The sequence below is a fragment of the Mesorhizobium sp. LSJC285A00 genome (assembly GCF_000503155.1).
GTDB lineage: Bacteria > Pseudomonadota > Alphaproteobacteria > Rhizobiales > Rhizobiaceae > Mesorhizobium.
On the sequence record NZ_AYVK01000025.1, the window covers coordinates 16,337 to 43,031 of the forward strand.

Genomic DNA, 26,695 nt, shown 5'->3' on the forward strand with positions numbered 1-26,695 from the left:
CATTCCAGACCGACACAGCAAACAGGAGTACCCACGTGTCCGATCTCTACATCCACCGTCTCGCCGCCCTCATCGATCAGGCTGCGAAAGCCAATGAAGAGGCCTTTGGCCAGGCCGCCAGCCACTTTGCCGACTCGCTCGAGGGCGGCGGGCTGGTGCATCTCTATGGCTCCGGCCATTCGGTGCTGCCGGTGCAGGAAGTGTTTCCGCGCTATGGCAGCTATGTCGGCTTCAACCCCCTGACCGACCCGCGCGTGATGTGGCACAATGTGCTCGGCGCCGGCGGCGTGCGCGAGCTTTTGTGGCTGGAGCGTACGGAAAAATACGCCGAAAAATTCCTCGACCACCAGCCGCTCAACCAGGGCGATTCGATCATCATCTTCGGCCATAGCGGCCGCAACTCGTCGGGCATCGACACCGCGCTATACGCCAGGAAGCGCGGCATCTTCGTCGTCGCGGTCACCAGCAAGAACAATCTGGACAAGCCGGCGACGCACTCCTCCGGCAAGCGGCTGGCGGATGCCGCCGACCTCGTCATCGACACCTGTTCGCCGATCGAGGACGCCATCGTGCCGGTCGAGGGCTGGAGCCGGCCGGTGTCGGGCTCATCGACGGTGCTTGCCATGATCCTGGCGCATGAGCTGATCGCGCGCACCGCCGAGCAGCTCGCCAAGCGCGGCATCGAACTGCCGGTCTTCGCCTCGCCGACCATTGCCGGCGTGACGCTGCACGACACCGACGTCATCTACGGCGTCTACCGCGAGCGCATGCTGGATGCGCAGAAGAAGCACCTGCCGACCTTCCAGGCAACGATGCGCGGAGAGTGAAAAAAGGGAGGCCCGGCACATGCCGGGCCTCCGACGTCTCGTTCCGCAATTCCTATCCGCTCAACGCCGCTTCGGGCGCCCGGCAGGCGATTTGTTGCCGCGCGGGCCGCTCTGAACCGGCGTGTTGCCCTGGTTTTCCTCCGACAGCTTGCGCCAGCGGGCAAGGCGCTCAGGGTCGAGCGTACCCGCCTTCAACGCAGCCTGCACCGCGCAGCCCGGTTCGTGGACATGGGTGCAGTCGCGGAATTTGCACAGCGGTGCGAGCTCGGTGATTTCGGCAAACAGCGTGTCGATGCCGGATGCGACGTCGCTGACATGCAGCGTGCGCATGCCCGGCGTGTCGATCACCCAGCCGCCACCGGCGATGGGGTGCAGCGACCGCGCCGTGGTGGTGTGGCGACCCTTGGCATCGTGTTCCCGGATGCCCGCGGTCTGTTGCGGCGATTGCTGCGCCGATCCGGCCAGCGTGTTGACCAGCGTCGATTTGCCGACGCCGGAGGAGCCGACCAGCGCCACCGTCTGCCCTGCGCCACACCAGGGAGCAAGCGCCGCTGCGGCATCGGCGACGCGCGGGTTCAGCACCACCACGGCCAGCCCACGCTGCAGGGCGGCGGCCTGGCCTTGGTAAGCCTCGGCATCGTCAGCGGTGTCGGCCTTGGTCAGCAGGATCACCGGCGTCGTTCCGGCCTCGTTGGCCAGCGCGAGATAGCGCTCGAGCCGGGCGATGTTGAAATCGGCATTGCAGGACGTCACGATGAACAGCGTGTCGACATTGGCCGCGGCCAGCTGCGGCACCCTGCCGCCCTGTGTGCGGCGCTCCAGCACCGTCTTGCGGGTCAGGCGGCGGCGCAGCAGATGCGTGTGAGGCTCGACCAGCACCCAGTCGCCGACGGCATAGTCGCCGGTGTTGGCATTGGCCGGCAGCGTCAGATCCACTGGCCCTGACAGAGACAGACCGGCCAGACGGTCGCGGTGCACCGAAGCGATGCGCGTCGGCACCAGGTCTGCCTCATCGGCTTCAAGCTGGTCGCCGAAGAAATCCGTCCAGCCCAGGCTTGCGAGGGAGGCCGTCACGGTTTTGACCACGGCGACGGCGTCACAGACATCGGAGAGTATCCTTTGGCAAAATGGGCGCGGACCCTCGGGGCGGTTGTTCAAGCCGTGTATGGGCGGCATGGCGGCATTTGGCAAGCCGAACCGCGCCGATGGCCAAGCCGTTTCGCGCACCGCTTGGAACGCATCGAGGCGGTGGTTCGCTGAACGTCACCAGACACGGAAACCTACCGTGGCACCTATCCACGTCGCGTGCGTCGAGGGTCGTTCAACATTGAGGAAAAGTCCTATGCGCTTACGTCTCGTTACTCTCAATGTCTGCAACACGGAAGGCGAACCGGAGCGCCTGGCGGCCATCAACCGGGAGCTGGGGCGGCTCGACCCGGATCTGGTCGCCTTTCAGGAGGTCGTCCAGACAGCCGATGTGAAATTCCTCGATACGCTGCCCGATGGTTTGGATTTGCATGCAACGCATCAGGCCTCGTCGTCGACCTCGAAGTTGGCAAGGACGGCTGAGGATGGCAGGTCGGGAAGCCTGGTAGAAGGGAGGGGGATGGCCGGCGCCACAGGGGGCGGGGGGTTGGGATGGGGTTGCCTGAAGCACCGGCCAAAGCGGGACAAGTCCCACGTCCACAAGCTAGCAGAGCTTGGATCGGTTCATATGGTGTGATCGCGGAACTGGCGCCAAAGCGCTTTCACATCCCCGCGCAGGCGTCGGCAACGGGCCCGCAACCGGGGGTTTCCGGTCGGTTGGTGGGTTGCGCAAGCGCCGGTTGAAGGCGCTGCGGGAGGCTGTCGTTTTTAGTGGGGTTCGAGTGCTATGCGCTCAGCGACAGGTGCTCAAGGCAAGGCAATCGCATGGCGCCACCACATGCCATTGTCCTGCTTACGCCACCGGCAGCATCCGCCCCGCAATCAGATCCGCCGCCTTCTCCGCAATCATGACCACGGCGGCGTTGGTGTTCGACGACACGATGCTCGGCATGACCGAGCTGTCGCAGACGCGCAGGCCTTGCAGCCCGCGCACGCGAAGCTCGGGGTCGACGACGCTGTCGGCATCGCCGCCCATCCGGCAGGTGCCGACTGGGTGATAGGCGCTGCGGCCATGTTCTCGGGCGAAGGCTTCGAGTGCTGAGCGCCCCTGCATCGCCTTGCCGGGCAGATGCTCGCGGCTGATGTATCTGGCGAAGGCTGGCTGCGACAGGATTTCGCGGCTGATCTCGATGCCGTCGATGGCGCGTTCGAGATCATAGCGCTCGGCGAACGGGTTGGGGTCGATGATGGGCGCATCGCGCAGGTCCGCGGACTTGAGCGTGACGCTGCCGCGCGAACGCGGGCGCACATGGTAGGAGTTCAGCGTGCAGCCATTGCCGCCGGGAACCGAGCCGATGCCTTCCTCAACGCCGGCGCCGGGCAGGAAATGGAACTGGATGTCCGGCGTCTTCTCCGCGCGGTCGCCCCACCAGAAGCCGCCGGCCTCGACGATGTTGGAGGCCACCGGCCCCTTGCCGAACAGCGCATATTCAAGACCGGCGACCGCTTGCCAGCGCTTCTTCTTGTAACGGTCGATGCCGTGCGGTCCGTTGAGCTCGGCGACGACATCGACGTCCATGTGATCGTGCAGATTCTGGCCGACGTTTTTGGAATCGTGGACCACCTTGATGCCGTGATGGCCGAGATGCACGGCCGGGCCGATGCCGGACAGCATCAGCAATTTCGGCGAGCCGATGGCGCCGGCGGCGACGATGACTTCGCGCTCGGCGCGGAGCAGTTCGGTGCGGCCATTGACGATGATCTCGACACCGATGGCGCGGCCGTTCTCGACCACGATGCGGCTGACGGAGGCGTCGGTGCGTAGCGTCAGATTCTTGCGGCCGAGCGCCGGCTTCAGATAGGCGACCGCCGTGCTCGAGCGTTTCCCCCGACGCGTCGTCGTCTGGTAGAAGCCGGCGCCCGCCTGCTCACCGGCGTTGAAGTCGGCGCGGAAAGGAAGGCCCGCCTGCTGCGCCGCCTTGACGAAGATGCGGGTCAGCGGATGCGGCGCGCCGCTGGAGACGCCGAGCGGGCCGTCAATGCCATGCTGCGCATCGGCAAAAGTGTCGTTGCCCTCGGAGCGGACGAAGTAGGGCAGCACGTCGGCATAGCTCCAGCCGGCACAGCCGGCGTCAGCCGCCCAGCCGTCATAATCCTGCGGGCAACCGCGGGTGAACACCTGGGCGTTGATCGAGGAGCCCCCGCCCAGCACGCGGGCCTGCGGATAGACCATGGTGCGGCCGTCGATTTCCTTGCCGGGCGCGGTGTCATAGCCCCAGATCAGCGGCCCCGACGTCATCTTGAAGAAGCCGACCGGCAGATGGATGTAGCGATCGGTGTCGGGCGGACCGGCCTCGAGCAGCATGACGGACACGTCCGGGTCCTCGCTCAGCCGGGCGGCCAGAATGCAGCCAGCCGAACCGCCGCCGACAATGATGTAATCCGTCATTTCCACTCCCGGGTTCTCTTTGTTGGAGCATGATCTCCGGACAAAACGGTTTCTCGATTTGTCCGAGAAAACCGGTTCCCACTTCTAGGGATCATGCTCCGGCGGGCGATGAAAATCACCGCCCCTTCCTCTTGCGCGCGACGATCTCAAGTCGCTTGTGCCACGTCAAGAGAAAGGGTATGGTTATCGTGTTGAAGGGTTGTCGTACAAGTGGAGGAGCTTGACGATCCTCACCAGGAGGTCCCGGCCGCGCTCCCTGCGCAAGATGCCGGGCGGAACAGAATTCAATCGGGAGGTTTCGAGGTATGAACGACACGAAGAATTTTGCGGTCAACCGGCGCACGCTGATGATGGGCGCCACCGCCGGCGTGGCGGCACTCGCCATGCCGAGCGTGTTGCGCGCGCAGGACAAGCCGACACTGGTGACGTCGATCCGCTCGCTGTCCAACCCCTATCACGCGGTGTGGAAGACCGGCGCCGAAGCGTATGCCAAATGGGCCGGGCTGGAGCACGTCACGCTGGTTTCGGAAGGCAACAGCGAGAAGGGCATTGCCGACATCAAGGCGATGCTGGCCAAGACCGGCGGCAACATGGTGCTGAATTCCGATCCCAACGACACGCCCGATGCGCGCCCGATCGTCGAGGCCTGCGCCAAGGCCGGCGCCTATGTGGTGACGCAGTGGAACAAGCCTGGGGATCTGCACCCGAAGGATTTCAACCCGAACTATGTCTCGCATATCGAGTTCGACGGCATCGACAGCGGCAAGACCATCGCCGAGATCCTGTTCAAGACCATTGGCGGCAAGGGCGGCATCGTAGCGCTCGGCGGCCTGATCTCGACCACGGCGGCGATCGAGCGCAAGAAGGGCCTCGACGCAGCCCTTGCTGCCAACCCGGACATCAAGCTGCTCGACTTCCAGGTCGCCAACTGGAAGTCGACCGAAGCCTTCGACCTGATGGGCAATCTGCTCACCCGCTTCGGCGACGACATCAAGGGCATCTGGGCGGCCAATGACGATATGGGCTCGGGCGCTCTGGAAGCGCTGCGTGCCGAAAATCTCGCCGGCAAGGTGCCGATCGTCGGCGTCGACGGCATCAAGACGGCGGTCGATGCGGTGCGCACCGGCGAGTTCGCCTGCACCGTCACTTCGGATCCGTTCTGGCAGGGCGGCATGGGTCTGGCCATCGGCTACAACGCCAAGATCGGCAAGTTCGACCCAACCAAGGAGCCCGCGGAGCACCGTGAGTTCTACGGCAAGGCGGTGCTGATCTCGCACGACAATGTCGAGGAATATTACAAGACCAATGTCGATGCGAAGCCCGAGATCGACTGGAACGATCTGTGGGGCCGGGTCACCGGAGCAATCCGCACCTGATCCATCGGAGTGGGCTGCAACTCCCTGGCGGCCCGCTTCCTCCCGCAGCCGTCGCGATCCCCTTGTCGCGACGGCTGTCACCAGCAGACGGGAAGCGGTTTCTTGACAATCCATACAGAACCCCTGAAGTCCGTTTCGGACATCGAGCGGACGACGCCCATGACATCGTTCCCCGGCCGCATCGCGACATTCCTGGGCGGCAGGCGCTGGCGCAGCCTGGCGCCGCTGGCGGTGCTGATTGTACTCTGCGCACTCATCGCCATTGCCAATCCCAATTTCATCGAGCTGCGCAATCTGGTGCGGCTTGCGAATTCCGCCGCCGTGCCGCTGACGCTGGCCATGGGGCTGACCTTCATCATCCTGATGGGCAGCATCGACCTTGCAGTCGAAGGCACGCTTTCGGTGGCGGCGATGGTGCTTGTGCTGCTCGCCGCCAATGACGGCAACGGCAACGACTATGGCTGGTGGGCGGTGCTCGCTGCCATCGCCGCCGGCACCGCCATGGGCTTCGTCAGCGGTCTCGTCCAGACCATGCTGCGCATCCCGTCCTTCATGGGCACGCTCGGCATGTGGTTCATCGGCCTCGGCCTGTCGGTCTATATGCTGGGCGGCACGGCCATCAAGCTGAACGACGCCTCGATCCGCGACCTGGCCTTGCACCGTTTCCTCGGCCTTCCGGTGGCGGTCTGGGTCGCGTTCGGCGCCTTCCTGCTCTCCACTGTCATCCAGTATCACACCAAGCTCGGCCGCCACATATTGGCGATCGGCGGTGATGAGGATGTCGCCAAGCTCTCCGGCGTCAATGTCGTGCGCGTGCGCATCACCGCTTTTGCGCTGGCCGGTTTCTTCTTCGGCATTGCCGGCGTGCTGGCCGCGGCACAGCTAGGCCAGTCGCACGCCGTCATCGGCGACGGCAGGCTGTTTGCAGCGGTCACCGCAGTGGTCGTCGGCGGCACCGCTTTGACCGGCGGCGAGGGCGGCGTCGTCAACACGCTGATCGGTGTGCTGATCGTCACCGTGCTTGCCAATGGCATGATCCTGCTCGGCATCTCGCCCTACATCCAGCAGACGGTGCAGGGTCTGATGATCATCGCCGCGGTGGCGCTGTCGCTCGACCGTGTCCGCCTGAAAATCGTCAAGTGAACGCCATGCTGCAGGCGTCCAACATCATCAAGAATTTCCCCGGCGTCCAGGCGCTGCGCGACGTCTCCATCGAGGTGCGGCCCAATGAAGTTGTCGGGCTGATCGGCGAGAACGGCGCCGGCAAGTCGACGCTGATGCGGGTGCTGGCCGGCGGCTACCGGCCGGATGGCGGCTCGCTCACGCTGGATGGCGAACAGCTGCGCATGCGCAACGCCCGTGATGCGGCCAGGCATGGCATCGGCATGGTGTTCCAGGAGCAGTCGCTGGTGCTGAACCTGACGGTTGCCGAAAACATCTATCTCGGCGAAGAGGACCGCTTCACCCGCTTCGGCCTCGTCAATTGGCGCGCCATGAACGCGGCGGCGCGGCGGCAACTGGCCAAGATCGGCATCGACATCGACGTCACCGCGCGCACCTCCGAACTCACCTTCGCCGCACGCCAGATGGTCGAGCTCGCCAAGGCGCTGACCTTGGAGGAAGTGGTCGAGCGGCAGTTGCTCATCCTGCTCGACGAGCCGACCTCGGTGCTCAACGCCGCTGATATCGAGGTGCTGTTCGCGCGGGTGCGCTCGCTTAAATCCCGCGCCAGTTTTGTGTTCGTCTCGCACCGCCTCGACGAGGTGCTCAACATCTCCGACCGTGTCTACACGATGAAGGACGGCGCGGTCGTCGCCGAGCACCGCGCAGCTGAAGTCACCGCGCCGGAGCTGCACGAGATCATGGTCGGGCGCGGCCTGCAGGCCGAATATTACCGCGAGGCCCGCCAGCTCGCGCCGCGCGATATCGTGATGGTCGAGGCCAAGGGGCTTGGCGCCAACGGTTACTATCACGGCGTCGATCTCTCGATCCGGGCCGGCGAGATTGTCGGCATTGCCGGCGTCGTCGGCTCCGGCCGCGAGGAGGTGACGCGCACCGTTGGCGGCTTCGTCCAGCATGATGCCGGCGAGATGAAAATCGCCGGCGATGCCGTGCGCTTCTCCTCGCCGGAGCCGGCTGTGCGCAAGGGCATCGGCTATGTCCCGCGCGAGCGCCGGCTCGAAGGGCTGGTGATGTTCCTGTCGATCGCGGAGAACATTTCGCTGGCCGATCTCTCCAGCGTCATGCGCCATGGCGCCATCGACTATGGCAAGGAGCGCCGGCTTGCCGCCGACTGGATCAAGCGGCTGCGCATCAAGGCGCCCGGTCCCGATGCCGCCTGCCGCAAGCTCAGCGGCGGCAACCAGCAGAAGGTGGTGCTGGCGCGCTGGATGACGGCGGGCTCGCGCATCCTGGTGCTCGACCATCCCACACGCGGCCTCGATGTCGGCGCCAAGGAGGAGGTCTACGAATTGGTGCGCGATCTCTCGGCGCAAGGCGTGGCGATCCTTTTGATTTCCGACACGCTGGAGGAAACGATCGGTCTGTCGCACCAGGTGCTGGTGATGCGCGACGGTGCAATCACCGCGCGCTTCGATGCCAGCCCGGGCAACAAGCCGAACCAGGTCGATCTTCTCAGGGCAATGGTGTGAGCCCATGAATGAAGCGTTCTCCATCAGGCGGGTTTTCGAAGGCAAGTGGACGCAGGGTGCCATTCCGCTGGTGCTGCTGGTCGGCCTGCTGTTGATGATCGAGATCGCCGCGCCCGGCTTCCTCACCGGCGAAACCGTGGCGCTTTTGTTTGCCAACACCGCCGTGCTGTTCATCCTGGCGACCGGCGTCACCTTCGCCATTCTGCTCGGCGGCATCGATTTGTCGATCCAGGCGGTGGCATCGCTGGCCAGCGTCATCCTGGCGCAATTGCTGCCTTCGCTCGGCCTTGCCGCCTTTCCGGTGGCGATCCTGTCGGGGCTCGCCTTCGGCGTGTTGAGCGGCGTCGTTCACGTCAAGCTACGCGTGCCGTCCTTCGTGGCGACGCTCGCCACCGGCGGCGTGGTCACCGGCCTGGCGCTCTGGGTCTCCAATGGCCGCGCCATCACCATCGAGGAGGCTGGTCGCGAAAACACCGCCTGGATCAACGCCACTGTCGCCGGCATTCCCGTGGTGGTGCTGATTTCGACGGTGATCGGCATCGCCGCCTTTCTGGCGCTGCGCTACACGCGCTTCGGCCGCCAGGCGATTGCGGTCGGCGCCGGCGAACCGGCGGCGTGGGCGGCGGGCATCAATGTCGACCGCACCAAGATCATCGCCTTTGCCGCGTCGGGTATGCTCGCGGCCATCGCCGGCGTCGTGCTGGCGGCCAGGCTGTCGAGCGGCTCGCCAGTGCTGGCCAACCAGCTGCTGCTGCCGGCCATCGCCACCGTCATCGTCGGCGGCACGGCGATCACCGGCGGGCTCGGCGGCGTTGCCCGCACGGCGGTCGGCGCGCTGATCATCTCGATCGTGCGCATCGGCATGACCTTTGTCGGCGTCAACATTTTCCTGGAAAATATGGTGTTCGGCGCGGTGCTGATCGCTGCCGTCGCCATTACCATCGACCGCAGCAAGATCGCGGTCATCAAGTGATCCCGCCTCCCAGGCAAGCGCGGACAGGACGGGACCGCATCGGCGCGAGGCCGATGCGGTCCGGCCCGATCGGATCACATCGTGTCGAGGCCGATCAGCTCGATCTTGTAGCCGTCGGGGTCTTCGACGAAAGCGATGTGGGTGGTGCCGTGCTGCATCGGGCCGGGCTTGCGCGGGATCTTGGCGCCGCGCTTTTCCAGTTCGGCGCAGACGGCGTAGATGTCATTGACGCCGAGCGCCAGATGGCCGAAGCCGGTGCCGATCTCATAGGGTTCTTCGCGGCCCCAGTTCAGCGTCAGCTCGACGACGGCTTCCTTGTCCTCAGGGCCGTAGCCGACAAAGGCGTTGGTGAACTTGCCGCCGGGGTAGTCGTCGCGGCGCAGCAGGGTCATGCCGAGCACCTCGGTGTAGAAGGCGATCGACTTGTCGAGGTCGAGCACCCTGATCATGGTGTGCATATAGCGAAATCCCGGGGCGTCGCTCATTGGGGAAGTCCTCCGAATTCTGTGATTTGCGGGTCTGATCATCCACATCGAACGCTTGGCGGCAAGCCTCGCTTGATGTTCTCAAGCAGGGTTGTATGATAACACGACAACGCCGGTATTTGTCCAGCCGTTTTGCCGAGGGGCCCAGAGCCAATCCATGAATGCCGTGCCGCCACCCTCCGCATCGCAGATCGCAGCCCTGGCCGGCTTGCTGCCGAATGGCGGGCTGCTGACCGAGGAAGTGGATCTGGCGCGCTACAGCCGAGATTGGTCGGGCGATCATTTCGGCCGGCCGCTGGCGGTGGCGCGGCCCTCTTCGGTGGAGGAGATGTCGGCGCTGATGCGGTTCTGCCATGCCGAGCGCATTCCGGTCGTGCCGCAAGGCGGCCTGACCGGGCTCGTCGGCGCCGCAGTGGCGGCGGATGGCAGCGAGATCGTCATCTCGCTTGAGCGCATGAACAGGATTCGCTCGATCAGCCCGGTCGACTTTGCCATCGTGGTCGAGGCCGGCTGCATCCTCGAGGACGCCAAGCGCGAGGCTGAAGCGAGCGACTGCCTGCTGCCGATCACCTTCGGCGCGCAAGGCAGCTGCCGCATCGGCGGCAATGTCGCCACCAATGCCGGCGGCTTCAACGTGCTGCGCTACGGCATGACGCGCGACCTGGTGCTTGGCCTCGAAGTGGTGCTGGCCGACGGCCGCATCTGGAACGGGCTGAAAGTGCTGCGCAAGGACAATCGCGGCTATGATCTGAAGCAGATCTTCATCGGCTCGGAGGGCACGCTAGGCATCGTCACCGCGGCGGCGCTGAAACTATTCCCCAAGCCGACGCAGATCGAAACCGCGCTGGTTGGCCTGCGTTCCGTCGAGGACGCGATGGCACTCTATGCAAGGGCGCGGCGCGATTGCAGCGATTTGCTCACCGCCTTCGAACTGATCCTGCGCGGCGGCATCGAGATCACCATGCGCGAAGGCCAGGATTTTCCCGATCCGCTCAGCCAGCCCTATCCCGTCTATGTGCTGATCGAGGTGTCGTCGGGCGGGCTGATCGACCTCTCCAATATGCTGCTGGGGTTTCTCGGCAGCGTCGAGGACATCGTCGAGGACGGCGTCATCGCTTCGACCAGGGCTCAAGGTGAGCGGTTGTGGCTCTACCGCGAGATCATGGTCGAGCGGCAGGGCAGGGGCGGGCGCTACTTGCGCACCGATGTGTCGGTGCCGATCTCCAGGCTTGCCGATTTCGTCACCGATGCGCTGGCCGGCTTGGAGAAAGCCCGGCCCGACGCGCTGGCCGTCACCTACGGCCATGTCGGCGACGGCAACATCCACCTCAACGTCGTGCCGCCGGAAGGCATGGGCACCGAGGCGATGGAACATCTGTTCGAGCAGGCGGAAGCCGAGATCTTCACCGTCGTCGATCGCTATGGCGGCTCTATCAGCGCCGAGCACGGCATCGGCCGGGTCAAGCAGAAGGCGTTCCTCGAACGCATCGATCCGGTGACGCTCGACCTCGCCGCCGGCATCAAGGACGCATTCGACCCGCGCTACATTCTCAGCAACGGCCGCATTCTGGCGTCCGCATCCGCCGTCGACTATAGGTGAGCGATGACGCTGAAACTCGACAAGGTCAATCGCGGCCCACACCTCTCCACTCTGGTGGCCAGTTCCATCTCGCGCGAGATCGCGCAAGGCCGGCTGAAGCCGGGTGACCAGCTGCCGACCGAGGCGGCGCTGGCAACCACTTTCGGGGTCAGCCGCAACGTGGTGCGCGAGGCGATCGCGCGGCTGCGCTCGGAAGGCCGAATCTGGTCGCAGCAGGGGCGCGGCGCCTTCGTGGTCGAGAGCAACAACCCGACGGTGCTGACCATCGACCATGAGACGCTGCAGCGCGCCGACTCGTTTCGCAATCTGTTCGAACTGCGTGGCATCCTCGAAGTGCAGGCGGCGGCCCTTGCCGCAAAACGGCGCAGCGACGCCGATCTCAAAGCCATGGGCGATGCGCTGTCCGGCATGCGCGCCGCCCCCTATGGCAGCGTCGCCTGGCTGCGCAGCGACCTCGAATTCCACCGCACCGTCGCCGAGGCGACGCGCAATTCCTACATGGGCCAATTCCTGGTCTTCGTGTCCGAGCGGGTGCGCGAAAGCATTCTCGCCGCCGGCAACCAGCAAAAGTCGGACGACATGGCCCGCATCACGCTCGGCGAACATGAGCGCATCCTGAGAGCGATCCGTGCCGGCGACGCCGAAGGAGCACAAGCGGCGATGCGCGACCACCTGGCGGGCGCGGCGCTGCGGGTGGGGTTGCATGAGGGGGAAGCTGCGGAGATAGCGCCGGGGCCCGAGGCAGCGTCTCCGGTACGGCATTCGCGGTTGCGGAAGGCTGTGCGCGGGCAGGCTTAGGGATGCCTTGCCTTGTCCGAGCGCTGGGCCAATCGCCTATGGCAGCGCTGACCCCCACTCCGTCTCGGCTTCGCCGAGCCACCTTGCCGGGGCGAGCCACGGGTCTCGCCCGTCCTTCGGACCCCCCATTTCATGGGGGATGAGGAAATGCCAATCTCCGAGATCGCAGCCCTTCAAAAGCTTGGGTTTCCTCTCCCCCACGAATGTGGGGTAGAGGTGGCTCGGCGAAGCCGAGACGGAGTGGGGGAGCGCCATATCAGATTTCACACGGTCGTCGGCTCAACCAGCTCAGGGGCGGAGATAGGCCGCCACCCCACCGCGCTATTTCAGCGGCAGAAACAGCTCAAGCACCACCTCGCGCACCGGTCCGTTCGACGAAAAGTGCCGTTGGCAATAGATCGGAAAGTTGCGCGCCTCCTCGCCGCTGGCCGGAAGCCACTCCCGATAAAGGTAAAGCGCTGCCGGCTCGAGATTGTTGGTGTTGCCGGGGTAGCGCAGCACCGCGCAGCGTCCGCCGGGGATCACGCCGGCCTTCATCTGCGCGTCCTCGATCGGCCCGCCTTCTACCGGCAGGTCGGTTCCGGCACAAATATCCATGCTGTAATCGGCCGGGTTCGCCGGCTCCCTTTCGGAACGGAAGATGTTGAAGGTCGGGCTTGTCTCGGGCGAGAGGCCGGCCGCCTTGCGCCAGGCGATGAAGCGCTGGATGGTGTCAGGAAGCGTCGCCCGGTCGCCGCGATGCTCCATGATCGCCACCGGCGTCGGCAGCACATCGCGGATGATCACGTCGGCGGGTTCGAAGATTATCTGCATGAGCGTGGTCCTTGCTTTTTCGAGCGGCCCGAAGGCCATGAGCCACGCCCCCCAGTCGGGAGACTTCCGGAACGACGAAGGCGATTGTCCGAACCGTTGCCGAAAGGCGCGGGCGAAGGCATCCGGCGCGTCGTAGCCGGCATCCATCGCTATATCCGTGACGCTTTGGGCGTCGCTCTCGGCAAGCCTGTAAGAAGCGCGCTTCAGGCGGGCGAGCTGGACATAGCGATGCACGGACAAGCCGAAGGTTGACGTGAACTGCCGGTGGAAATGGTATTTCGAGAACGCCGCGACGCCGCTCAACGCTTCCAGGCCCAGATCTCCGTCCAGATGCTGGTCTATGTGGTCCAGCACCCGCTGCATCCGGGCATGGTAGTTTTCAAGTGCCGTCATCAACGTCTCGTCCTGCGTGGCGACACCAGATAGGCGCTCTTGGAGATGTCGCGCTCGACCGATCTTGCGGTTTGACATGGAGGGATCGGTGATGGGCGCGGGCAATTCATGACTGTGGAAGGTTTCTCCGCAAGGAGGTTTCGGGATAGCGGTTTCGGCCCGCGCCCTCAATCGCGCCCATAGCACATGTCAGCGCTGGCCTCCTCTCCGTCTCGGTTTCGCCGAGCCACCTCTCCCCATTATGAGGGCGAGGAATCGCTATCGCAGAGGTCGCGGCCTGGAAAAAATTCGGTAATAGGTAGCAGCTACACCTGAGATTCCCGCGCTGCGCTGGGCATGTTACGGGCATTGTGCTACGGTTCGAATGTCGGAGGCAGCATGACCCAGTTGATACTTACGGGAACGATCGGCGGGCTTCTTGGCACCGGGCTGGCTCTAATCGGTGTTCGGCAGGTGAGGATTCTCGACTGTGTGGTCGCGTTCGGCATGTTGCTTCTGGGGCTGACGTGGTTTGTGGGCTAGCGCAACGCGCTTGTTAGCTCGACGGCTTCTCACGCAGTTGCACCGGTCCTGTCCCGTTCCATTGGATGAACTCAGCCTTCTTGTCACAATCGCTTTAACAGCGGTTCGTGGACCTCACGAAGCGCGCGGTAGTGCTCACTCGGGTACGCTAGGAACGGACCGACGATGCTCTTGTGCATCGCCTCCGCTGCCACCAGAAAGCGCCCGATTTGGGGAGCGCCGTACGAGGTTTTACCCCGCCGCCTCCACCAGCGACACCCCGTTCAAACCCGCCACGATATCCGAAAGCGCCGGCACGAATTTCTCGCCATGGCCTGTTGTGACGGCCGTAGCGAACCCATTGCGCACAGCGGCGCCGATCGGGTTGGCGATGCCGGCGGCCTGGGCGAAGGAGGCGAGGTAGGTCATGTCCTTGAGCGCGTTGGCGATGGCGAAGCGCTGGGCGTTTTCGTTGCGGTTGAGGACGAAATCGAAGAAGGCCTGGTAGAAGCCGCAATCCATGCGGCTGCCGGAGATGACGCTGTTGAATACCTGCGGCGTCAGGCCGGCCTTGGCGCCGAGGCTCAGCGCTTCCGAATAGATCGCGGAATAGCCCATCGAGATGAAATTGTTGAGCAGCTTCATGGTGTGGCCGCTGCCGGTTGGGCCGGTGTGGACGATTCTCGCGGCGAAGGCTTCGAGCACCGGCCGTGCTCGGGCGACGATTTCGGCCGGGCCGCCGACCATGACGTCGAGCTTGCCCTCGGCGGCTTCCTTGGGCGTGCGCGCCAGCGGCGCGTCGATCAGCGTCATCCCCTGCTCCGCGAGGTCGGCGGCAAGCGCTGTCGTCGATGACGGATTGGAAGTCGAGCAGTCGATGATCAGCAACGGCTTGGCTGCCGCGGCAAGGCCGTCCGCGCCCTTGACCAGCGCTTCGACCTCGCGCGAACCGGTGACGCAGAGGATCACGATGTCGCAGGCGGCGGCGAGTTCGCGCGGGCTTGGCGCTTCGGTGGCGCCGGCGGCGATCAACCGGTCTGCGGCGGTGCGGCTGCGGTGGACATGCACCGTCAGCGGCCAGCCCTTGCGCAGCAGATTGTCGGCCATGCCGGCGCCCATGCTGCCCAGGCCGATGAAGCCGATGCGTTCTTTCATGCAATCCTCCCATGGCTCGTGCCAGCGGGCCGAACTTTCGTCGCCTTGCGGCGGGCACCCGTCGATGCAATTCTTTGAATAAGATTCGGCCTTCGAACAAGAATCGAACCGGAGTGCCACCGATGGCGGAGCCCATGACTTTCGATGCCATACCGCAGGCGCCCAACCTGCGGACGGGTCTGGTCAACACGCTGATTGCGCAGATCGAATCCGGTGACCTTGCGCCGGGGCAGCGGCTGCCGACCGAGCAGGAGATTGTTGCTGCCACAGGCGTCAGCCGCACCGTGGTGCGCGAGGCGCTGGCGGCGCTGCGTGCGCGCGGGCTGATTACCACGCGCCAGGGGCTCGGCGCCTTCGTCGCCAAGGATCCGCCGCCGAAGACGTTTTCCGTGCTGCCCGACGATCTCGAATCGATCGACGAGGTGCTGCGCGTGCTCGAACTGCGCATGGGCATCGAGGTGGAGGCGACCGGCCTCGCTGCCCAACGGCGCAGCGAGGCGGCGCTCCAGCAGATGAGCGCGCGGCTCGACGCGCTGGAGGCGGCGGTGCGTGCCGGCGGCTCCGGCTCGGAAGAGGATTTCGGCTTCCACCGCGCCATTCTCGCCGCGACGCAGAACCCGAATTTCACCCGGCTGTTCGACACGTTCGGCAGCGCCATGGTCCCGCGCCATTGGACGCGGCTCGACCGGATGACGGAGGCCGAGCGGGAAAAATATCTCGANGCAGCGCCATGGTCCCGCGCCATTGGACGCGGCTCGACCGGATGACGGAGGCCGAGCGGGAAAAATATCTCGACCGCATGCAGCGCGAGCATCGCGCCATTATCGGGGCCATCGAAGCCAGGGACGTCAACGCCGCGCGCCGCGCCATGCGCAGCCATCTGACCAAAAGCTATGCCCGCTTCGAGGATCTGCGCGACAAGGCTGTTCACGATTAGGGAGCCAACCACGGTTGACGGACTGCTCATCCGGCGAGCCCGCCGAGATAAAGGTCGCGCATCAGCGACATGTTCCTCCCGGCTCCAAATTGTTGCAATCTTGCCTGGTTGTCATACAACCCTGTAATCTGGTAAATCCCAGGAAGAGGGATGTCAATCGCGTTGCCATGCGATATGAGGCTCCCGAAATCAGAACCGTCATCAAAGCCGCAAGTCAGGAAGCAAAATGCATTCACGGAAATTTGGCCGTACCGGCAGATCAGTCAGCGAGATCGGCTTCGGCGCGTGGGCGATCGGCGCCGCCTGGGGCGAGGTCAATGATGACGATGCGGTCGCAGCCCTGCATGCCGCGCTCGATGCCGGCGTCAGCTTCCTCGACACCGCCGACGTCTATGGCGACGGCCGTTCGGAAAAGCTGATCGCACGGGTGATGAAGGAACGCGGTGGCGCGCGCCCGTTCATCGCCACCAAGGCCGGACGGCGGCTGCCGAAGCAGACGGTCGAGGGCTTCAGCGTCGAGAACCTCACCGGCTGGATCGACCGCAGCCTGAAATACCTCGAGACCGACACGCTCGACCTGGTGCAGCTGCATTGCCCGCCGACCGATCTCTACTATCATCCGGAGGTGTTCGAGCGTCTCGACAAGCTCACCGAGCAGGGCAAGATCCGCAATTACGGCGTCAGCGTCGAGCGTGTCGAAGAGGCGCTGAAGGCGATGCAATATCCCGGCGTCGTCAGCGTGCAGATCATCTTCAACGCCTTTCGCCAGCGCCCGGCCGAGCTGTTCTTCGCTGAGGCGAAAAAGAACGATGTCGCCGTCATCGCCCGCGTGCCGCTGGCCAGCGGCCTGCTGTCCGGCAAGTTCAGGACGGACACCAAGTTCGAGACCACCGACCATCGCCTGTTCAACAGGAATGGCGAAGCCTTCGATGTCGGCGAGACGTTTTCGGGCGTGCCCTATGAGGTCGGGCTGGCGGCGGTCGAGAAGGTGCGGCCGCTGGTGTCAGGCGACACCACCATGGCGAAATTCGCGCTGCGCTGGATCCTGATGTTCGACGCGGTGACGGTTGTCATCCCCGGCGCCCGCAATCCGGCGCAGGCGGTTTCCAATGCGGAAGCGGCTGAGCTTGCGCCGTTATCCTCCGAGTTGATGGCCAAGGTGAAGGCGGTCTACGATGAGAACATCAAGCCCTACGTGCATCAGCGCTGGTGAGCCAGCGCCTGCCGCCCTCGACCGGCTGACTGACCAGAGGTCAGCCGGGGCAAATTGCGCTCGTCGTTACAAGCTGTGCAGCGGATCCTGTGATCCACCGGTCATTTAATCGGCCGTGCCGCTTGTTATTGTGCAGTGCAGCAACGATATTGCTGCGTGTGCGTTGTGTGCACGAGTCTGCCCATTCCGGCGCGCAAGGATACCAATTTGCGAGACATATCCGATACGATCGCCCGGCTGAGCGCGATGCGCCGCCGGCCAGCCGGTGCAGGACAGAGCAAGGAAGATCACCTGTCCGAGATGACAGGGTTCGGGTCCAATCCGGGCGCCTTGCGTGCGCGGCTTTATCTTCCTGAAAACCTGCCGAAGCAGGCGGCGCTGGTCGTGGTGCTGCATGGCTGTACCCAGACTGCCGCCGGCTACGACCATGGTTCCGGCTGGACCGAACTTGCTGCCGATCAGGGTTTTGCCGTGCTTTTCCCCGAGCAGCAGCGCGCCAACAACGCCAATCTTTGCTTCAACTGGTTCGTGCCAGGCGATATAAGCCGCGACAGCGGCGAGGCGCTGTCCATCCGCCAGATGATCGAGGCGGCGGTGGTCACTCACGGTCTCGACCGCAAGCGGATATTCGTCACCGGCCTTTCCGCTGGCGGCGCCATGGCGGCGGTGATGTTGGCGACCTACCCGGACGTGTTTGCCGGTGGCGCGATCATTGCCGGGCTTGCCTATGGCAGCGCCTCGACCATCCCCGAAGCCTTCGACCGCATGCGTGGCCATGGCGGCCCGTCCAGAAGCGACCTGCAGCGTCTTTTGCGGGCTGCTTCGCTGCACAAGGGGCCGTGGCCGAGGATTTCGGTCTGGCAGGGCTCGGCCGATACGACAGTGGTGCCTTCCAATGCCGACGCGGTGCTGGCGCAATGGCAGGGCGTGCACGGCCTCGCTCAAGCGCCGACACGCACGGAAAAGGTCGACGGTCAGAGCCGAAAAGTCTGGTCCGATGGCAAAGGCCGCGACGTGGTCGAGGCATACAGCATTGCCGGCATGGGCCATGGCACGCCATTGCAGGCGAGCGGCGACAATGCTCTCGGCAAAGCAGGGCCGTTCATGCTGGATGCCGGGATTTCCTCGACGCGCCACATCGCCCGTTTCTGGGGGCTGACGAAGCCAGAGGTACGACGCGCGGCGAAAGCCAAGGCCGCTTCAGGCACTGCATTGCAGCCTTTCTCGCCGAAGGAAAAACCGCGAGCCGTCCGTGTCGATCCGACCCCGGAGCGTGTCAATCCGCCAGGCGGCGGTCCGGCGGCCGGGATCACCAAGGTCATCGAGGACGCGCTGCGGGCAGCGGGATTGATGCGCCGAGGCTGAGACTCGCCCCGCACACGCCCAAAATACAAGGGCAAGCGCCAGCATCATTATCGCAGCAGGCCTTCGTCCTCGAACGCATCCCAGCCCTTCAATCCGGGCGCCGGGCCGTCCGTGTTCCGGGTGTTCCTCGCAGTGCGAGCCTGGCCGGTGCCCTTTCCCGCGCGCGTCAGCGCGGCCTTGCCCGCGCCGCGCCGCCTGTTCTCGGCGACTTCCTGGACATCCTGCTCTCTCCACACGGTTGCCAGATCGCGGTCCAGGACGTCTTCGATGTGGCGCGGGTCGAAAACGTGGAAGGTGACAGACTTTGATCGCCCACGCATCTTGACGGTACGTGTGCCGGTGCTTTGCAGCCGACCGTCCTTGAGCCATTTGTGGCGCTCGCGCGAAGAGATCGTGAGGATATCCTCGACCTCGCGCGGAAGCACAGGCAGCGCCTCCACTCCCTCCAGTGTTTTGGAGATGCTGGCAGAGGCGGCCTTGAACGCTTCCGCTTCGGATTTCGACATTCGCAATGCGATGCGGCCCGTCTCGGCCTTGACATGCTTCCTGACTGCCCATGGCAGCCGGGCTCTGACTTCACGTTCGATCCCCTTGGAGCGCACGGCGGACCCGAGTGTCGCTGACGGCGACAACGGCCATTCGGCAATCAGTTGCGGGGACGGGCTCATGCCTTCCTGGGGCTGGTTTCGTTGGTTCGATGCTAACACGGCAAGAGCCGGTCAAGCCAAGGCAACAGCGAAAAGGGGCAGGTCCGAATAGACCCGCCCCTTATGGCCGAAATTGAATTTCGCTCGCAGCGCGCCGACAGCACCCTTGGCCCCGCCGCCGTACGGCGGCGGGGCTCGATGATCAAAGTGGGCTGGCGTTGCGCGTTTTGTCNTTCCCTACACGACGCTCTTCCGATCTGTGCGGCGGCGGGGCTCGATGATCAAAGTGGGCTGGCGTTGCGCGTTTTGTCGCGCTCGGCCTCGATGTCGGTGTAGGGGTCGGCATTGGCATCGAAGCCGGTCCAGCCACCGGCTTCGTAGGCGCGTCGGCGGTCTTGCAGATCGACCGAGTTGGACTCGCCAAGAATACGCTCGGCCTCGTCGGCGAGTTCGTCGCTGACCCTGGCGGTCACCATCGTGCCACCGCGGCGAACGCCCTCGGCATAGACATGGGCATCCCTTTCGGGGACGCCGGACTCGGTCAGCGCCCCGACGATGCCACCGGCAGCGCCACCGACGACCGCGCCGCCAACGGCGCCGACCGCGGTGGCGGCCAGCCATCCTGCGGCCACGACAGGACCGACGCCAGGAATGGCCATGATGCCGAGCCCTGTCAGAAGCCCGCCGGCGCCGCCAATGACGGCTCCGAGACCGGCGCCGCCGGCTGCATCCTCGGCGGCGTTGGAAGTGTCGCCGTCGTCGTACCAGTCATCCGAATTGTTGGCGACGATGCTGATGTCGGCCTGCGGCACGCCGATTGCCTCCAGTTCGCCGACGGCATCGGAGGCATCATCGTAGTTGTCGAAAAGTCCGGTTACGGTTTTCATGGTCTTGATCTCCTCGTTCTGGTTCAGAGGGTTCAGTTCGCGCCGGCAACGACGTTGCCCTGATAATCGAGCGCCACGGTCGTGGTCTTGCCATCCTTGGTGGCCTGACCGCGCCAGATGCCCTGGTCGTCTTTGGTCAGCTTGGACACGCCGGAGAAGCCGGCATCCTGAATGCGGCTCTTCGCCTGATCCTCGGTGAAGCTGTTGGCACCCGGGACCGGGGCGGCCGGATTGGTGGTGTCGGTCGTGCTCACGGCCGGGGTGGTGGAGCTGGTGGTCGACGATGCATTGTCGGCGGAAGCGATCTTCTCGACCATTTCCTGATGCATTTTGAGCGTCGGCAAGGTCTCGGAGGCGAAGGTCTTCAGCTGCGCGTTGTCGCCGTCCTTGGCATAGCTCTCGAACAGCGTGACCGCCTCCGAATGCGCATCGCGCTGCATCTGGACATAGGGCTTGTCGACGGCATCGTTGGCATTCTGCAGAGCCTCCAGATCGGCCTTGTGCTTGGCGTCCAGCTCCGTCGGCACTTTCAGCTTCTGTTCGCCGGCGATGGTCGCAAGCTTGGCGTTGGCGGCGCCGTGATCGTCGATCATCTTCTTGGCGAAATCCTTGACGCCTTGATCCTGGGCCTTGCCTTCTGCGATCTTGCTGGAGTCCACTTCGAACAGGCCGCCGATGGCAGCCTTGTCGACAAAGTCCTGAGCACTGTCGGCGGCGAAGGCGGGCAGGGCGAAGACCATGGCTGTGGCGGTGGCCAGCGAAGCTAGAAGAACACGTGTTTTCATGGACAGAGATCCTCGTTGGGGCACACATCGTGCTGTGAGCCTAACCAGTGCGGCCAAGCTTTGTTCCGCCGCCCAAGCGTTATAACCGGGAGGGTCGATGCCGCGATGATGGCCCCTCATCCTCGGATTTTGCGCCTTTGCGATGTCGACGCGTGGCTCGGACGGCGACCCGCTCGATGGGCGCCTTGCAAGTCCATCGCAAAGGGAAACGAGGCCTTCGCCGCCCGCAACGAATAGCGCCGGCGGTGGCCTATCGAGGTTCAGCGATCGTTGCGTTCGAGGCGGCGCGCAACCTCTGTCTGGGCGACCTGCAGCAGCGTGTCTATTTCGAACATCGCCGCCGCATGGCCGCCGTCGCGAATGACACGGCGGGCGCGGTGGAGCAGGTCGGAGACCGTCCGCAGCGTTTCAGCATGGCTCGATCGATTCGACAAATGCGTGCCCTCCATCAGCCACAACCGTTGGATCGGGAGAGTGTTCCCAAAGTTGGCGGCCGGCCCGGCGAATGACCGTGACGGCAGGCAGCGGAACCATCCTTGTCCGTTGGCCGTTCCCCTTGCCTCAACGAAAGGAACAGCCATGGCCGAGAACGACACCCCGAAGGACACCCCGAAGATTTCCGCCCGAGAGGCCCAGGAGGCCCTGGAGAAGCAGGTCGCATCGCTGAAGCGCGAGATCAGCAAGATCAACCGGACGCTCGCCGAACGCACAGAAGATGCCGTCGGCGAAGCCGGCGGCTGGTATGGCAGCGCGACCGAGCGCGCGGCACGGGCAACGCAGCAGCTGAGATCGCAGGCGCAGACGGTGTCCGAAGCCGTCCAGCAAAATCCCGGCACCATCAGCAGCGCTTTCGTGCTTGGCGGCATTGCCGGGCTGTTGATCGGCATGCTGCTCGGGCAAAGCCAGGAACGCGACCGAAGCTGGTTCTAGCGGCGTATCTTATGACCTATTGCGCCCGCTGGCTTTGCTGGCGGGCTTTGTATGGACCAGATCACTGTGGCTTTGAGTGAAAAACTCCCCGCTCGGGTAAACGGGATTTGTGGTCGGCGCCGCCCGCGCGGCGCCCTCGACAGGTGAGTTGAGTTTCCCTGCCGCGGTCGTATGTTGTTGACCGTAGTGGAGGATCACAAATGCCCATTCGACGCAAAGCCACCGAGGCCGGCGTTTTGCAGCCATCCGAACTCGAGCTGTTGGGCCGTGTATTCGAGCAGCTTAAGCGCGACGGTCAGTCGCCCGAAGCACGCGACGCCATCGCATCCCGGATAATCGCGAACTATATGGCCGGCGTGGTCGACGAAGCCGAGCTCGTCAGTCTTTCGAGGCAACCGCTGGGCCGGTAGTGCGCTTTCCATTCCGGGTTCAGAAGAGTTTCAGGTCGTCAAATCAGAGGGATAAGGCAATGCCGGCTGACCCACCGATAGAGCGACGGTCGCATATCCGTGATCTTGTTCTGAAGGAAGCGACAATCCGCGTTGGCGACGCCAGTATCAATTGTCTGGTTTGTAACCAGCACGCCCACGGTGCGGAGCTGCGGGTGAAGGCCGATATCGCAATCCCCGACCGTTTCGTGCTTCACGTGCCGGTCGATCATACCAGCTATCGCGCCGTGGTGCGGTGGAGACGGAACGAGCGACTTGGGGTGCAACTCGATTCGGGACGGCAGGCGTAGATGGCGGTAGCCGGGACGGATCACCCAGCTGTTCAAGTGCAGGGTTGATGGGACAAGGCAGGGCTCGTTTGCGGCACGAACGCTTCCTTCCATGCTGCTTGCGATTTGCAATCAGTTGCGATAGCCTCTGACCGCTTGCATTACAAGCGGTTGGTCCGTGGACCCACTAGGTGAAGGCGCTGCTTTTGGGCAAACTTATCTTGGGAATGAACGTTTCCATCGATGGCTATGTCGATGACATTGCCGGAAATCTGGTCATGGGCGCACCAAGCCAGAAGCACTTCGAGTACTGGATCGAGACGATTCGCAACCATGCCGGCGCTGTGTATGGCCGCCGGATGTACGAGGTCATGCGCTATTGGGACGATGATCACGCGGAATGGGATGCTTCGCTTCGCCAGTTCGCGACACTCTGGCGCAAGCTGCCCAAATGGGTCGTTTCGCGCACACTTTCACGGGTAGGCCCAAACGCCACCCTCATCTCCGGCGATATTGAAGCGCAGATTCGCGAGATCGCGGCCCGCACGGAGGGTACCCTGAGCGTTTCCGGTCCGGAACTGGCCGGCCTTATGACCAGGCTGGGGCTGATCGAGGAGTATCACCTGCACGTGAGGCCGTTCGTGCTCGGCAAAGGCAAGCCTTTCTTCCACGAGGCAAGGCCTGCGCTGCAACTGGTGTCGAGCACATTGATCGATGACGATACGGTTCATATGATCTATGTGCCGCGAGGCTGAACGATAAGGCGCTTCAGCGCCAACATGCGAACCTGGAGAGGGCCTGGTCCCGGCCTTCGCGCCGAGGTCTCACATGTCAGCTTGCGTGCTGGGTACCCAAGCAGCAGAGGGTCTGCTGTCGGCCCAAAATCTGCCGGTCAGCAATGCGCCCCATGCCGGTCAAAGAGGCCTTGCCGCCGTTCCTCCATAAGCAGACATTGCAGACCTACAAGGACATCGCTTTTACGCCCGAAGCGCCGCTTTGGTTGGTCCTTCAGTGACCTGGCGGCCCAAGGGCGTCGTCCTCCACCGCCCGACCTCGTCCGCAACTCATCGTTGCCGCCAGCGGCTCTGCTCCTGGCCTTCCCGCGATGACCGAGCGGGTAGTGAAACATCATGGTCAAGCCTGAAAAGCAAGGTCCAACCTAGCCGCCTTTCCGGGCCTGCGTCATCATCGTCCAGCAGTTCAGGATCCTGCGTGCGCCAGCCGGGTCCGTCGGGTCGGCCGGCCGCACAGTTTTTTTCATCCCGCTGGAACATTGGCGAAGGAATGCAGTTGGGGTCGCTGCAGATGCCGCCGCGTGGTGCCTGTGGGCGATTGGTGGCAACACCTGATCGGCCGCCGCTCCTTTACGAGGCGGCTTAGCGTGTGAGCCAATCCTGCAGCAAAGGCCTTGGGATTGGAACGACCAACAGGAGGCAGTCATGAAGCACCAGACACTCGATCAACTCCAGTCAGTCGCGGACATCAGTCCACTGTCGCCGGCTCTGCTGGCTACAAGGACGCAACGGATAGAGCGGTGGGCGGAACTGCTCTATCGAAATCCGACGCGCTCCCTTGTGGCTCTCACCGGGACTGAGCATCTGCATCCCTCTGTCCGCGGAGAAGCGCGCGCGGTCGGATCGGCGATCAGTGTCGCCTTTGACGATCCACTGCTGCGTGCATCGGGCATGCAATCGGATACCTACGGGGAAGCCAGACGCTTCTTCGAACTCTCCGATTGGCAGTTGCATGAGATCGTCTGCAGTTGCCACACCGGCGCCACCATGCAGGCTGGCTGGGCCGCCGGACGTGTCCGCAGGGTCCTCAATGGGAGCAAGATATTGGCTTGGCTGAGAAAAGGATTCATGCCGCACTGAGACACAGCGCTTGCGCCTGAAGAAGCATGCAGGCTCCAGCAGAGATTGCGTCGGCTCCGCGAAGGCATGGCTGACCTCAGTGGAGTAGGGCGGCCGAGTTGCTTGCGACTTCAGAAATGACGTTCACCATTGCTTAGTGGACCTCGTCAGGGTGATCGGCAATTTCGTGAATAGCGAGTGCCAGCGCCAGTTTCGACCAACCGGTCGGCAGCGCCCTCGTGACCAAGCGGGGTTACTTATCCTCGGTGCGTCACATGTGCGCTTCGTCAGCGGTATAGCCTGCCAATCCCTCCACAGCCGTTTTGACGCTGCGAAAAGCTCGAGGCGTGAGGGGGCAATTTAACCCAGGAATCCCGAAAACGGACCTTCCGCTTTCGGCCCCGAAATTGAAATTCGAGGCCTCCCCCATCACCCCGGAAAGATCGTAAACCCGCCATCGACGCGGAGCACCTGCCCATTGATAAATCGTGCGCGGGGGCCGGCCAGAAAGGCCACCGCCTCGGCGATCTCCTCGGGCTCGGCATAGCGGTTCAGCGACTTCCTGCTCGAGTCCATGCGCTCGGGATCGACCACGCGGGTCGCCTGGAAGCGTGCCGTCTTCGTGGCGCCTGGGCTGACCGCGTTGATGCGCACGCCGTCGTCGATCAGTTCCTTGGCGAGACAGCGCGTGTAATGCACGACCGCGGCCTTCAAGGTGGAGTAGACGACCTCGGGCGAGCAGCCGAGATGTGCCGCCGCCGACGCGATGTTGATTACGGAGCCGCCGCCGCGCCGTTTCATCGGCGGCACGAAGGCCTGGCAGACCAGCATCGTGCCGATCAGATTGTTCTCGGTGAGCACGCGGATGTCGTCCAGTTCGATGTCGAGGGCGTTGTTGGGGTTCGGCTTGCCGCCCTTGGCGCCGATGTCGCCGCCGGCGCAATTGACCAGCACATGCACGTCGCCGAGATCGGCCTCGATCTTGCGCTTCATCTCGGCCACCGCCTTCTGGTCACCAATGTTGCCGGTCACCGACGTGACCTTCGTGCCGTGCCGCTTCAGGCGCTCGACCACTTCGCCGAGATTGGCGAACTCGCCATATTTGGCCGGCGCTTCCTCGTCCATGTCGTGGATTGCGACATTGGCGCCGAGTTCGGCCAGGCGCTCGGCCATCACGCGGCCGAGGCCGCGGCCGGAGCCGGTGACGAAGGCGGTCAATCCATCGAGTTCACGTGCCGTCATCAGATCTTCTCCATCAAACCAAATTTGCGCATGTTGGCCGCGCTGCGCCGGATCATGTCGAGCTCATAGGAAACCAGTGAGACGTCGGCTTCGCGCTCCCAAGGCGTGCGGTAGTCGGCATCGTCGGGCAGCCGGTTGCGCTGCGCGGCCGCCAGGCAGGCGGCAAATTCGCGTGCCGTCTTCTGCGGATAGCCGCGCCACCAGTCGTCGCTGAGATAGCGGACATGCCGGGCCTCCAAGGCGCCCGGTTCGAGAACGGCGGTCATGCGATCGTGGTGTTGGCCAAGAATGGCGAACAGCTCGGCAAACGGCACCGCACCGTCGCCGATGGCACAACGGATCAGCCGATAGCCTTCGGTCGTGAACTGCACGCGGTAATCCTTGAGGTGGACATGGCGGACATAGGGGGCGATCACCTTCGTAAAATCGAGCGGCGCTTCGCCGACCGGGAACGTGTTGCCGGTGTCGAAGGTGACGCCCACACTGTCACCACCGAGGGCGCAGAAATCGACGAGTTCCCGGCTGGTAAAGTCCTGGTGGTTTTCGATCGCAAGGACATACCCTTCGGTATTCGCGCGGGGACCCCATTCCACCAATCGCCCCCGAATGATGCCGGCGTACTCGCTCCATTTTGCGCCGGCGGCGTTGCGGTCGCCGCAGAGAACCGGCGTCAGCGCCGTCCGGATGATTTTGGCCTTGAGCAGGCGCGCGGCCCGAAACGCATCGTCGAGCGGTTCGCCCACCAGCAGGCCGCCGCTGACGACCGGCGTGATGCCAAGGCCGGCGAGCCGTTCGCGCAGCGCGATCACCGCGTCGTCGGAAAGCTCGCTCAGCCATGGCACCCAGATCTCCAGCACGCGCGCGCCGAGTTCGGTCGCGAGCGCGATGAAACCTTCGAGCCCCGCTGGCTGCGGATTGGCGCGTGGCGTGCCGCGGCCCTGGAGGCCGAGATGATAGGCCAGGCCGTAGGGGTTCAGGCCGACCTCGAGCATGAAGCGATCCTTTGAGTCA

General features: G+C 64.1%; 27 protein-coding genes and 1 pseudogene. 17 read left to right on the plus strand and 11 right to left on the minus strand.

Going from position 1 to position 26,695, the window contains the following annotated elements:
- The first annotated feature begins 35 nt into the window (after nucleotides 1-35).
- Nucleotides 36-827, plus strand: a complete 792-nt coding sequence (locus X726_RS149675) for an SIS domain-containing protein (RefSeq protein WP_023671070.1) — start codon at nucleotides 36-38, stop codon at nucleotides 825-827.
- 60 nt (nucleotides 828-887) lie between these two features.
- Here X726_RS149675 and rsgA read toward each other — a convergent pair whose 3' ends face one another.
- Nucleotides 888-1,901 carry a ribosome small subunit-dependent GTPase A gene (rsgA, locus tag X726_RS149670; protein ID WP_245272135.1) on the minus strand — a complete coding sequence of 338 codons (1,014 nt, stop codon included), beginning with the start codon at nucleotides 1,899-1,901 and terminating at the stop codon, nucleotides 888-890.
- A 268-nt stretch (nucleotides 1,902-2,169) separates the two neighbouring features.
- Here rsgA and X726_RS149665 point away from each other — a divergent pair, with 268 nt between their 5' ends.
- Nucleotides 2,170-2,550 (plus strand): hypothetical protein, encoded by a 381-nt coding sequence (locus X726_RS149665; protein WP_023671072.1) that lies wholly within the window; start codon nucleotides 2,170-2,172, stop codon nucleotides 2,548-2,550.
- 216 nt (nucleotides 2,551-2,766) lie between these two features.
- Here X726_RS149665 and X726_RS149660 read toward each other — a convergent pair whose 3' ends face one another.
- Complete coding sequence (locus tag X726_RS149660) at nucleotides 2,767-4,362, minus strand: GMC family oxidoreductase N-terminal domain-containing protein (RefSeq protein ID WP_023671073.1); 1,596 nt, start codon at nucleotides 4,360-4,362, stop codon at nucleotides 2,767-2,769.
- A gap of 305 nt (nucleotides 4,363-4,667) precedes the next feature.
- On the opposite strand from X726_RS149660, the gene X726_RS149655 reads away from it, so the two are divergent.
- The 4 genes from X726_RS149655 (at nucleotide 4,668) to X726_RS149640 (ending at nucleotide 9,362) form a co-directional block, all read left to right on the plus strand.
- Nucleotides 4,668-5,738 carry a sugar ABC transporter substrate-binding protein gene (locus tag X726_RS149655; protein WP_023671074.1) on the plus strand — a complete coding sequence of 357 codons (1,071 nt, stop codon included), beginning with the start codon at nucleotides 4,668-4,670 and terminating at the stop codon, nucleotides 5,736-5,738.
- 102 nt (nucleotides 5,739-5,840) lie between these two features.
- The gene (locus X726_RS149650; protein ID WP_245272136.1) at nucleotides 5,841-6,881 is read left to right on the plus strand and encodes an ABC transporter permease; all 1,041 of its coding nucleotides are present in this window, start codon (nucleotides 5,841-5,843) and stop codon (nucleotides 6,879-6,881) included.
- A gap of 5 nt (nucleotides 6,882-6,886) precedes the next feature.
- Nucleotides 6,887-8,389: a sugar ABC transporter ATP-binding protein gene (locus X726_RS149645; protein ID WP_023671076.1), complete on the plus strand. Its 1,503-nt coding sequence runs from the start codon at nucleotides 6,887-6,889 to the stop codon at nucleotides 8,387-8,389.
- A gap of 4 nt (nucleotides 8,390-8,393) precedes the next feature.
- On the plus strand, nucleotides 8,394-9,362 hold the full coding sequence (locus tag X726_RS149640) for an ABC transporter permease (protein ID WP_023671077.1): 969 nt from the start codon (nucleotides 8,394-8,396) through the stop codon (nucleotides 9,360-9,362).
- A 74-nt stretch (nucleotides 9,363-9,436) separates the two neighbouring features.
- Here X726_RS149640 and gloA read toward each other — a convergent pair whose 3' ends face one another.
- On the minus strand, nucleotides 9,437-9,847 hold the full coding sequence (gloA, locus tag X726_RS149635; RefSeq protein ID WP_019856614.1) for a lactoylglutathione lyase: 411 nt from the start codon (nucleotides 9,845-9,847) through the stop codon (nucleotides 9,437-9,439).
- Nucleotides 9,848-10,004: 157 nt separating this feature from the next.
- On the opposite strand from gloA, the gene X726_RS149630 reads away from it, so the two are divergent.
- Both X726_RS149630 and X726_RS149625 read left to right on the plus strand, forming a co-directional pair.
- On the plus strand, nucleotides 10,005-11,447 hold the full coding sequence (locus X726_RS149630; protein ID WP_023671078.1) for an FAD-binding oxidoreductase: 1,443 nt from the start codon (nucleotides 10,005-10,007) through the stop codon (nucleotides 11,445-11,447).
- A gap of 3 nt (nucleotides 11,448-11,450) precedes the next feature.
- A complete protein-coding gene (locus tag X726_RS149625; protein WP_023671079.1) occupies nucleotides 11,451-12,245 on the plus strand; it encodes a FadR/GntR family transcriptional regulator in 795 nt (264 codons plus the stop codon).
- Nucleotides 12,246-12,566: 321 nt separating this feature from the next.
- On the opposite strand, the gene X726_RS149615 is transcribed toward X726_RS149625, so the two are convergent.
- Nucleotides 12,567-13,454, minus strand: coding sequence for an AraC family transcriptional regulator (locus X726_RS149615; protein WP_023671081.1), 888 nt, complete (start codon nucleotides 13,452-13,454; stop codon nucleotides 12,567-12,569).
- Nucleotides 13,455-13,829: 375 nt separating this feature from the next.
- On the opposite strand from X726_RS149615, the gene X726_RS1000000170555 reads away from it, so the two are divergent.
- Entirely contained in the window at nucleotides 13,830-13,973 is a 144-nt protein-coding gene (locus X726_RS1000000170555; protein WP_023756462.1) for a hypothetical protein, read from the plus strand.
- Between the two features lie 231 nt (nucleotides 13,974-14,204).
- On the opposite strand, the gene X726_RS149610 is transcribed toward X726_RS1000000170555, so the two are convergent.
- A complete protein-coding gene (locus X726_RS149610) occupies nucleotides 14,205-15,227 on the minus strand; it encodes an NAD(P)-dependent oxidoreductase (RefSeq protein ID WP_280940459.1) in 1,023 nt (340 codons plus the stop codon).
- A 2-nt stretch (nucleotides 15,228-15,229) separates the two neighbouring features.
- Here X726_RS149610 and X726_RS01000000167130 point away from each other — a divergent pair.
- The 3 genes and pseudogenes from X726_RS01000000167130 (at nucleotide 15,230) to X726_RS149600 (ending at nucleotide 18,622) form a co-directional block, all read left to right on the plus strand.
- Nucleotides 15,230-16,044, plus strand: a pseudogene (locus X726_RS01000000167130) (FadR/GntR family transcriptional regulator).
- Between the two features lie 226 nt (nucleotides 16,045-16,270).
- Nucleotides 16,271-17,257 (plus strand): aldo/keto reductase, encoded by a 987-nt coding sequence (locus X726_RS149605; RefSeq protein ID WP_023671084.1) that lies wholly within the window; start codon nucleotides 16,271-16,273, stop codon nucleotides 17,255-17,257.
- Nucleotides 17,258-17,464: 207 nt separating this feature from the next.
- Entirely contained in the window at nucleotides 17,465-18,622 is a 1,158-nt protein-coding gene (locus X726_RS149600) for a PHB depolymerase family esterase (protein WP_023671085.1), read from the plus strand.
- A 47-nt stretch (nucleotides 18,623-18,669) separates the two neighbouring features.
- On the opposite strand, the gene X726_RS149595 is transcribed toward X726_RS149600, so the two are convergent.
- From X726_RS149595 to X726_RS149580, 4 genes are all read right to left on the minus strand, one after another.
- The gene (locus tag X726_RS149595; RefSeq protein ID WP_031215100.1) at nucleotides 18,670-19,290 is read right to left on the minus strand and encodes a hypothetical protein; all 621 of its coding nucleotides are present in this window, start codon (nucleotides 19,288-19,290) and stop codon (nucleotides 18,670-18,672) included.
- A gap of 260 nt (nucleotides 19,291-19,550) precedes the next feature.
- The gene (locus X726_RS149590; protein ID WP_023671087.1) at nucleotides 19,551-20,156 is read right to left on the minus strand and encodes a hypothetical protein; all 606 of its coding nucleotides are present in this window, start codon (nucleotides 20,154-20,156) and stop codon (nucleotides 19,551-19,553) included.
- 32 nt (nucleotides 20,157-20,188) lie between these two features.
- Entirely contained in the window at nucleotides 20,189-20,941 is a 753-nt protein-coding gene (locus X726_RS149585; protein WP_023671088.1) for a DUF4142 domain-containing protein, read from the minus strand.
- Between the two features lie 260 nt (nucleotides 20,942-21,201).
- On the minus strand, nucleotides 21,202-21,375 hold the full coding sequence (locus X726_RS149580) for a hypothetical protein (RefSeq protein WP_155923304.1): 174 nt from the start codon (nucleotides 21,373-21,375) through the stop codon (nucleotides 21,202-21,204).
- Between the two features lie 145 nt (nucleotides 21,376-21,520).
- Between X726_RS149580 and X726_RS149575 the strand changes: the two genes are divergently transcribed.
- The 5 genes from X726_RS149575 to X726_RS149560 all read left to right on the plus strand — a co-directional run bounded on the left by X726_RS149575 (nucleotide 21,521) and on the right by X726_RS149560 (nucleotide 24,463).
- The gene (locus X726_RS149575; protein WP_023671090.1) at nucleotides 21,521-21,871 is read left to right on the plus strand and encodes a hypothetical protein; all 351 of its coding nucleotides are present in this window, start codon (nucleotides 21,521-21,523) and stop codon (nucleotides 21,869-21,871) included.
- A gap of 200 nt (nucleotides 21,872-22,071) precedes the next feature.
- Complete coding sequence (locus tag X726_RS149570; protein WP_023671091.1) at nucleotides 22,072-22,281, plus strand: hypothetical protein; 210 nt, start codon at nucleotides 22,072-22,074, stop codon at nucleotides 22,279-22,281.
- A gap of 59 nt (nucleotides 22,282-22,340) precedes the next feature.
- Nucleotides 22,341-22,610, plus strand: coding sequence for a PilZ domain-containing protein (locus X726_RS1000000169200; RefSeq protein WP_023726509.1), 270 nt, complete (start codon nucleotides 22,341-22,343; stop codon nucleotides 22,608-22,610).
- A gap of 185 nt (nucleotides 22,611-22,795) precedes the next feature.
- On the plus strand, nucleotides 22,796-23,344 hold the full coding sequence (locus tag X726_RS149565; protein ID WP_023671093.1) for a dihydrofolate reductase family protein: 549 nt from the start codon (nucleotides 22,796-22,798) through the stop codon (nucleotides 23,342-23,344).
- Between the two features lie 684 nt (nucleotides 23,345-24,028).
- A complete protein-coding gene (locus tag X726_RS149560) occupies nucleotides 24,029-24,463 on the plus strand; it encodes a hypothetical protein (RefSeq protein WP_023671095.1) in 435 nt (144 codons plus the stop codon).
- A 408-nt stretch (nucleotides 24,464-24,871) separates the two neighbouring features.
- On the opposite strand, the gene X726_RS149555 is transcribed toward X726_RS149560, so the two are convergent.
- The gene (locus X726_RS149555) at nucleotides 24,872-25,684 is read right to left on the minus strand and encodes an SDR family oxidoreductase (RefSeq protein ID WP_023671096.1); all 813 of its coding nucleotides are present in this window, start codon (nucleotides 25,682-25,684) and stop codon (nucleotides 24,872-24,874) included.
- Nucleotides 25,684-26,676: a TIM barrel protein gene (locus X726_RS149550; protein ID WP_023671097.1), complete on the minus strand. Its 993-nt coding sequence runs from the start codon at nucleotides 26,674-26,676 to the stop codon at nucleotides 25,684-25,686. Before X726_RS149550 ends, X726_RS149555 begins: the two co-directional genes overlap by 1 nt.
- Nucleotides 26,677-26,695 lie beyond the last annotated feature (19 nt).

Coding starts and splice junctions, on each gene's coding strand:
- X726_RS149590 (WP_023671087.1), bottom strand. CDS start 20,156: ATGAAAACCGTAACCGGACTTTTCGACAACTACGATGATGCCTCCGAT.
- X726_RS149575 (WP_023671090.1), top strand. CDS start 21,521: ATGGCCGAGAACGACACCCCGAAGGACACCCCGAAGATTTCCGCCCGA.
- X726_RS1000000170555 (WP_023756462.1), top strand. CDS start 13,830: ATGACCCAGTTGATACTTACGGGAACGATCGGCGGGCTTCTTGGCACC.
- X726_RS149645 (WP_023671076.1), top strand. CDS start 6,887: ATGCTGCAGGCGTCCAACATCATCAAGAATTTCCCCGGCGTCCAGGCG.
- X726_RS149640 (WP_023671077.1), top strand. CDS start 8,394: ATGAATGAAGCGTTCTCCATCAGGCGGGTTTTCGAAGGCAAGTGGACG.
- X726_RS149550 (WP_023671097.1), bottom strand. CDS start 26,676: ATGCTCGAGGTCGGCCTGAACCCCTACGGCCTGGCCTATCATCTCGGC.
- X726_RS149660 (WP_023671073.1), bottom strand. CDS start 4,362: ATGACGGATTACATCATTGTCGGCGGCGGTTCGGCTGGCTGCATTCTG.
- X726_RS149560 (WP_023671095.1), top strand. CDS start 24,029: ATGAAGCACCAGACACTCGATCAACTCCAGTCAGTCGCGGACATCAGT.
- X726_RS149605 (WP_023671084.1), top strand. CDS start 16,271: ATGCATTCACGGAAATTTGGCCGTACCGGCAGATCAGTCAGCGAGATC.
- X726_RS149595 (WP_031215100.1), bottom strand. CDS start 19,290: ATGAGCCCGTCCCCGCAACTGATTGCCGAATGGCCGTTGTCGCCGTCA.
- X726_RS149585 (WP_023671088.1), bottom strand. CDS start 20,941: ATGAAAACACGTGTTCTTCTAGCTTCGCTGGCCACCGCCACAGCCATG.
- X726_RS149570 (WP_023671091.1), top strand. CDS start 22,072: ATGCCCATTCGACGCAAAGCCACCGAGGCCGGCGTTTTGCAGCCATCC.
- X726_RS149655 (WP_023671074.1), top strand. CDS start 4,668: ATGAACGACACGAAGAATTTTGCGGTCAACCGGCGCACGCTGATGATG.
- X726_RS149625 (WP_023671079.1), top strand. CDS start 11,451: ATGACGCTGAAACTCGACAAGGTCAATCGCGGCCCACACCTCTCCACT.
- X726_RS149555 (WP_023671096.1), bottom strand. CDS start 25,684: ATGACGGCACGTGAACTCGATGGATTGACCGCCTTCGTCACCGGCTCC.
- gloA (WP_019856614.1), bottom strand. CDS start 9,847: ATGAGCGACGCCCCGGGATTTCGCTATATGCACACCATGATCAGGGTG.
- X726_RS149665 (WP_023671072.1), top strand. CDS start 2,170: ATGCGCTTACGTCTCGTTACTCTCAATGTCTGCAACACGGAAGGCGAA.
- X726_RS149630 (WP_023671078.1), top strand. CDS start 10,005: ATGAATGCCGTGCCGCCACCCTCCGCATCGCAGATCGCAGCCCTGGCC.
- X726_RS1000000169200 (WP_023726509.1), top strand. CDS start 22,341: ATGCCGGCTGACCCACCGATAGAGCGACGGTCGCATATCCGTGATCTT.